5 protein-coding genes and 1 pseudogene are annotated in these 6,574 nt (G+C 57.3%); 4 read left to right on the top strand and 2 right to left on the bottom strand.

What is annotated here, in order from left to right; genetic code table 11:
• Positions 1-307: pseudogene (locus tag ACIOMO_RS19230) on the bottom strand (ribonucleotide-diphosphate reductase subunit beta); the annotation flags it as partial.
• 562 nt (positions 308-869) lie between these two features.
• Positions 870-1,130 carry a DUF2790 domain-containing protein gene (locus ACIOMO_RS19225; RefSeq protein ID WP_053122884.1) on the bottom strand — a complete coding sequence of 87 codons (261 nt, stop codon included), beginning with the start codon at positions 1,128-1,130 and terminating at the stop codon, positions 870-872.
• Between the two features lie 451 nt (positions 1,131-1,581).
• On the opposite strand from ACIOMO_RS19225, the gene acs reads away from it, so the two are divergent.
• The 4 genes from acs (at position 1,582) to ACIOMO_RS19205 (ending at position 6,573) form a co-directional block, all read left to right on the top strand.
• On the top strand, positions 1,582-3,537 hold the full coding sequence (gene acs, locus ACIOMO_RS19220) for an acetate--CoA ligase (protein ID WP_053122882.1): 1,956 nt from the start codon (positions 1,582-1,584) through the stop codon (positions 3,535-3,537).
• A gap of 786 nt (positions 3,538-4,323) precedes the next feature.
• Entirely contained in the window at positions 4,324-5,097 is a 774-nt protein-coding gene (locus ACIOMO_RS19215; protein ID WP_053122880.1) for an ABC transporter substrate-binding protein, read from the top strand.
• Between the two features lie 91 nt (positions 5,098-5,188).
• Positions 5,189-5,878 carry an ABC transporter permease gene (locus tag ACIOMO_RS19210; protein ID WP_401242882.1) on the top strand — a complete coding sequence of 230 codons (690 nt, stop codon included), beginning with the start codon at positions 5,189-5,191 and terminating at the stop codon, positions 5,876-5,878.
• Positions 5,875-6,573 (top strand): ABC transporter permease, encoded by a 699-nt coding sequence (locus tag ACIOMO_RS19205; protein WP_053122875.1) that lies wholly within the window; start codon positions 5,875-5,877, stop codon positions 6,571-6,573. Before ACIOMO_RS19210 ends, ACIOMO_RS19205 begins: the two co-directional genes overlap by 4 nt.
• Position 6,574 lies beyond the last annotated feature (1 nt).

The raw sequence follows: 6,574 nt of genomic DNA, 5'->3' as shown, positions 1-6,574 counted from the left end.
ACATGAATGGCACGAGTTGGTTGAGGTCGGCGCGGCAGTTGATCATGCGCTTTTCGTCAACGGCGACACGGGCGGAGGCGCCTTCGAGTTCGGCGAGGCCTTCGGCGACGTCGAGGGAGTTCAGTGCAGCCTTGGCGCGGGCCACGGCGGCCGAGTCGTCGGCGGTCACGGCGCGGGCTTCGATCGCGGCGGCACCGCCAGCGTTATCGAGGCGATCCATGTTGGCTTCAGTAGCGTGGCCGGCGTTGGCGCCTTTCACTGCTGCTACTTCACTGTCTTCTTTGTCGAATTCGTCCCAGCTCAGCATGACGTGTCGTCTCCTGCGTGAGGGCCTGTCGCCCGTGTGAAACCTGATTGGTTGGTTTTTCACACGGTCGTACAGACCGCGTTGGATCTTAAGGAATCGTTTTTTGCAGCTATACGCAGGCAATAAAACAGAATTTTTTCCGGGTTTCCGAGAGCCTCTGACGGGCGCAATCAGCGTTGAACACTGCTGCGGGGCTTCAGAATGGCTTTTGATCCCTGTAAGGGAATATTGCTAACCCGATTAGGGCGGCATTATAGGGAAAAAAATGAGGTCGTGGGGGAGGGCGAAAGCGCGCAGGGCAGTCGATCAGGAAGGGGATTTCAGTCGGAGCGAGGGTTTACAGGGCTTTCGCTGGGATTGGCCCCTGAGAATTTTTTTTGATTAATTTTTTCGCCGGGCTTTGGTTGCTCAAGAAATGAGCAAAAAACCGCGTTTTTCACTATATCTTGTGTTTTGCAACCCTTTTGACCGACTCCAGACACAACTGAGCCCGACCGAAGCCGGGCTGGAATCGACCCTCAATGAAGCGCTGTGAGATCCAATTCGGTGCAGTCTGAAATCATCAATTGGTGCAGCCGTTGCCCATCACGCTGTAACGCAGGATGTGGCGCTGGCCGGTGGAGTCGTCGTATTCCATTTTCATTGGCACAACTTCGCAGACATTCGGAACTTCGCTCATCGATACAACGTTGGCGATGTCCAGGTGGGTCGAGTAAGTGTATTCCTCGATGGCCGGTTTTTGCTGGGCAACATCAGTCGGGACCTCGTTTGCCATGGCGGTTGCGCACAGACTGCTGAGGGCCAGAACCAATAAAGCTTTCATTTCAAATTTACCTTTTTGAGGTCGAGTGGGGTCACGCAACCTTTTTAGGGTTGCGTGTGGAACTTCATCGTTTGCGGTTGTTACTTGAGAGCTGGATCAACGGCCTTCGTGGGGGCTGTAACGTTGTTAATCGCGTTTGCCTTGTCGGCGAGGTGAATTCTAGGGAGGTGGGGTGGGGGTAAACAGACCGGGTTTTGATAAACACTTTTCACATATTTGGTAACAATCCCCCAAAAAACACCTCAATCCCCCCGTAGGAGCTGCCGAAGGCTGCGATCTTTTGACTTTGATTTTTAGAGGCAAGGTCAAAAGATCGCAGCCTTCGGCAGCTCCTACACGGGCCACCGTGGGTGGGTGAGGGGTTGTTACTACCATCGTCGAATGGTTCTATGGGCCCGGCCCCGTTACAACAGGGTCATACAAAAACAACTATTACACCGAGGTAAGAAAGATGAGTGCGGCTTCTCTGTATCCCGTTCGTCCCGAGGTTTTGGCTAACACGCTGACTGACGAGGCGACCTACAAAGCCATGTACCAGCAGTCGGTCGTCAACCCTGACGGCTTCTGGCGTGAGCAAGCCAAGCGCCTCGACTGGATCAAGCCTTTCACCACGGTGAAACAGACTTCTTTCGACGATCACCACGTCGACATCAAATGGTTTGCCGACGGCACCCTGAACGTTTCCTACAACTGCCTCGACCGTCATCTGGCCGAGCGCGGCGATCAAGTGGCGATCATCTGGGAAGGCGACGATCCTTCCGAGAGCCGCAACATCACCTACCGCGAACTGCACGAACAAGTGTGCAAACTCGCCAACGCCCTGCGTGGTCAGGACGTACACCGCGGCGACGTGGTGACCATTTATATGCCGATGATTCCCGAAGCCGTGGTCGCCATGCTGGCCTGCACCCGGATCGGCGCGATTCACTCGGTGGTGTTCGGTGGTTTCTCGCCGGAAGCCCTGGCCGGTCGCATCATCGACTGCAAATCGAAAGTGGTGATCACCGCTGACGAAGGCATCCGTGCCGGCAAGAAAATCTCCCTCAAGGCCAACGTCGACGACGCGCTGACCAATCCGGAAACCAGCAGCATTCAGAAAGTCATCGTCTGCAAGCGCACTGGTGGCGACATCAAGTGGAACCAGCATCGCGACATCTGGTACGAAGACCTGATGAAAGTGGCGGGCACCGTTTGCGCGCCGAAAGAAATGGGCGCTGAAGAAGCACTGTTCATCCTTTATACCTCCGGCTCGACCGGCAAGCCGAAGGGCGTGCAACACACCACCGGCGGTTATCTGCTGTACGCGGCAATGACCCACGAGCGCGTGTTCGACTACCGTCCGGGCGAAGTTTACTGGTGCACCGCCGACGTTGGCTGGGTCACCGGCCACAGCTACATCGTCTACGGCCCGCTGGCCAATGGCGCGACCACGCTGCTGTTCGAAGGCGTGCCGAACTATCCGGACATCACCCGGGTGGCGAAGATCATCGACAAGCACAAGGTCAACATCCTCTACACCGCGCCGACCGCGATCCGCGCGATGATGGCCTCGGGTCAGGCCGCTGTTGAAGGCGCGGATGGCAGCAGTCTGCGTCTGCTCGGTTCGGTTGGCGAGCCGATCAACCCGGAAGCCTGGGATTGGTACTACAAGAATGTCGGCAAGTCGCGTTGCCCGATCGTTGATACCTGGTGGCAGACCGAAACCGGCGGCAACATGATGAGCCCGCTGCCGGGTGCTCATGCGCTGAAGCCGGGTTCGGCGGCGCGTCCGTTCTTCGGTGTGGTGCCAGCGCTGGTCGACAACCTCGGTAACATTATTGAGGGCGAGGCTGAAGGCAATCTGGTGATTCTCGATTCGTGGCCAGGTCAGGCGCGCACGCTGTATGGCGATCACGATCGTTTCGTCGATACCTACTTCAAGACGTTCCGTGGCATGTACTTCACCGGTGACGGCGCGCGCCGTGATGCCGATGGTTATTACTGGATCACCGGGCGTGTCGATGACGTGCTCAACGTGTCCGGTCACCGTATGGGCACGGCCGAGATCGAGAGCGCGATGGTTGCGCATCCGAAAGTTGCTGAGGCGGCGGTGGTTGGGGTTCCGCATGACATCAAGGGGCAGGGCATTTATGTCTATGTCACGTTGAAGAATGGCGAGGAGCCGACCGAGCAGCTGCGTCTGGAGCTGAAGAACTGGGTGCGCAAAGAGATCGGGCCGATTGCTTCGCCGGACGTGATTCAGTGGGCGCCGGGTCTGCCGAAGACGCGTTCGGGCAAGATCATGCGCCGCATTCTGCGCAAGATTGCCACGGCGGAATATGACGGGTTGGGGGATATCTCGACGCTGGCGGATCCGGGTGTGGTGCAGCATTTGATTGATACGCATAAGACGATGAATGTGGCTTAAGCGGTAGATGCATAGGAGCCCTGTCCGGTGAATGCCGGGCGGGGCTTTTTTGTGTCTGTAGGGTTTGTAGCGGTCATGCCGGCCCCTTCGCGAGCAGGCTCACTCCTACAGGGATCGCATTCCACCTGAAGAAACGCGATCAACTGTAGGAGTGAGCCTGCTCGCGATCTGATCGTTCCCACGCTCTGCGTGGGAATGCAGCAAGGGACGCTCTGCGTCCCAGAAGCCAACGCAGAGCGTCGAGGGAGGCATTCCCACGCAGAGCGTGGGAACGATCAGCGGCCCAGCCAATAATTATCGACCAGAGCCGTAAGCCCTTTCCTACTGTTACCCGCCGCCTTCCACGTAACCGAATGTGTAACCGCCCGCCACGGAGCGGGGCATTGGGAAACGCATCGCCCCGTTTTAGAGCCTCCAAACCCCCGGTGAAAAATAAGACACAACGCTGCGCTTGCCGGATTAGAAGGGTTTGCGAATAATAGGCCCGCAATTTGCAGCATAGATCGGTTCACTGTCTTTCGCTCTTGCATGAATTTGCAAGGCTGTCAACGTGCTCAAGCGGGTTTCTCTGTGCATCTGTAATTAGTTGTCGCATTGAGGAAATATCGACTTCGGGCCTGTCGTTAGAATGCCGATCACTCGCTCATCGTGGCTGATGTTGAAATCTCTCCAGGTTTCAACAGGAAATTTCCCACCGATGCAGCAACCGATTTCCCGATTCACCCATTCGCATATTGGGCTGTCGCTCACTCTGCCGTTTTTGCCCTTTACCGATGGAGTCCCAAGATGAAGAAACTTGTGCTGCTTGGCGCCCTGGCACTGTCCGTGCTGTCGCTGAATTCCTTCGCTGACGAAAAACCTCTGAAAATCGGTATCGAAGCGGCTTACCCTCCGTTTGCTTCGAAAGCACCGGACGGCAGCATCGTTGGTTTCGACTACGACATCGGCAACGCTCTCTGCGAGCAGATGCAGGTCAAGTGTGTGTGGGTCGAGCAAGAGTTCGACGGTCTGATCCCGGCACTGAAAGTGCGCAAGATCGACGCGATTCTGTCGTCCATGTCGATCACCGAAGATCGCAAGAAGTCGGTCGACTTCACCAACAAGTACTACAACACCCCGGCACGTCTGGTCATGAAGGCCGGTACTCAGGTCAGCGAAGGTCTGGCTGAGCTGAAGGGCAAGAACATCGGCGTACAACGTGGTTCGATCCACGAACGTTTCGCCCGCGAAGTGCTGGCTCCACTGGGTGCCGAGATCAAGCCGTACGGCTCGCAGAACGAAATCTACCTCGACGTGGCTGCTGGCCGCCTCGACGGTACCGTGGCTGACGCAACCCTGCTGGACGACGGTTTCCTGAAAACCGACGCCGGTAAAGGCTTCGCGTTCGTCGGTCCGGCGTTCACCGACGTCAAATACTTCGGCGACGGCGTAGGCATCGCTGTTCGTAAGGGCGACGCCCTGAAAGACAAGATCAACGCTGCCATCGCGGCCATCCGCGAAAACGGCAAATACAAAGCAATCCAGGACAAGTACTTCGCCTTCGATATCTACGGCAAGTAACACGTCTCTGCGACAAGTCCGAAATGGCGCAAGCAACAGGATCTCTGAGGTTTGCGCCATTTTTTCATCCCAACTTTCGAGGACCTGAATCATGTTGAAAGGCTACGGGGCTGTCATCCTCGATGGCGCATGGCTGACGCTTCAGCTCGCCTTGTCGTCCATGGCTCTGGCCATCGTTCTCGGGCTGATCGGTGTCGCGTTGCGCCTGTCGCCAGTGCGCTGGCTGGCCTGGCTGGGCGATCTGTATTCCACGGTTATTCGCGGGATTCCCGATCTGGTGCTGATCCTGCTGATCTTTTACGGTGGTCAGGACTTGCTGAACCGCGTTGCGCCGCTGCTCGGCTTCAACGATTACATCGACCTGAATCCGCTGGCCGCCGGTATCGGCACCCTCGGTTTCATCTTCGGTGCGTACTTGTCGGAAACCTTCCGTGGCGCGTTCATGGCGATCCCCAAGGGCCAGGCCGAAGCCGGCATGGCGTACGGCATGAGCCGTTTTCAGGTGTTCTTCCGGGTGATGGTGCCGCAGATGATTCGTCTGGCGATTCCGGGTTTCACCAACAACTGGCTGGTACTGACCAAGGCCACCGCGCTGATTTCCGTGGTCGGTCTGCAAGACATGATGTTCAAGGCCAAGCAGGCGGCAGATGCCACCCGCGAGCCTTTCACCTTCTTCCTCGCAGTGGCGGCGATGTACCTGGTGATCACCAGCGTCTCGTTGCTGGCATTGCGTCAACTTGAGAAGCGCTACTCGGTAGGCGTAAGGGCGGCTGATCTATGATCTTCGACTACAACGTCATTTGGGAGGCGATGCCGCTGTACCTCGGCGGGCTGTTGACCACCCTCAAATTGCTCGCGCTCTCGCTGTTTTTCGGTCTGCTGGCGGCACTGCCGCTGGGCCTGATGCGCGTCTCGAAGAACCCGGTGGTCAACGGTGCGGCGTGGCTTTACACCTACGTGATCCGTGGCACGCCGATGCTGGTGCAACTGTTTCTGATCTACTACGGTCTGGCGCAGTTCGAAGCGGTACGCGAAAGCTTTTTGTGGCCATGGCTGTCCAGCGCAACGTTCTGCGCGTGCCTGGCCTTCGCGGTCAATACCAGCGCCTACACCGCTGAAATCATCGCCGGCAGCCTCAAAGCCACGCCGAACGGTGAGATCGAAGCGGCGAAAGCCATGGGCATGTCGCGCTTCAAACTGTACAAACGCATTCTGCTGCCATCGGCCCTGCGCCGGGCACTGCCGCAGTACAGCAACGAAGTGATCATGATGCTGCAGACCACCAGTCTGGCGTCCATCGTCACTCTGATCGACATCACCGGCGCGGCCCGTACCGTCAACGCGCAGTACTATCTGCCGTTCGAGGCGTACATCACCGCTGGCGTGTTCTACCTCTGCCTGACGTTCATTCTGGTCAAGCTGTTCAAGCTGGCCGAGCGTCGCTGGTTGAGCTACCTCGCGCCGCGGAAGCATTGAT

The organism is Pseudomonas sp. NPDC087804, from assembly GCF_044742965.1.
Classification (GTDB): domain Bacteria; phylum Pseudomonadota; class Gammaproteobacteria; order Pseudomonadales; family Pseudomonadaceae; genus Aquipseudomonas; species Aquipseudomonas rustica.
The sequence above is the reverse complement of the archived record's forward strand: the minus strand, read 5'-3'. Positions and strand labels throughout refer to the sequence as shown.

Bases quoted from the DNA above. Each gene is read 5' to 3' on its own strand.
- ACIOMO_RS19215 (WP_053122880.1), top strand. From the start codon at position 4,324: ATGAAGAAACTTGTGCTGCTTGGCGCCCTGGCACTGTCCGTGCTGTCG.
- ACIOMO_RS19205 (WP_053122875.1), top strand. From the start codon at position 5,875: ATGATCTTCGACTACAACGTCATTTGGGAGGCGATGCCGCTGTACCTC.
- ACIOMO_RS19210 (WP_401242882.1), top strand. From the start codon at position 5,189: ATGTTGAAAGGCTACGGGGCTGTCATCCTCGATGGCGCATGGCTGACG.
- acs (WP_053122882.1), top strand. From the start codon at position 1,582: ATGAGTGCGGCTTCTCTGTATCCCGTTCGTCCCGAGGTTTTGGCTAAC.
- ACIOMO_RS19225 (WP_053122884.1), bottom strand. From the start codon at position 1,130: ATGAAAGCTTTATTGGTTCTGGCCCTCAGCAGTCTGTGCGCAACCGCC.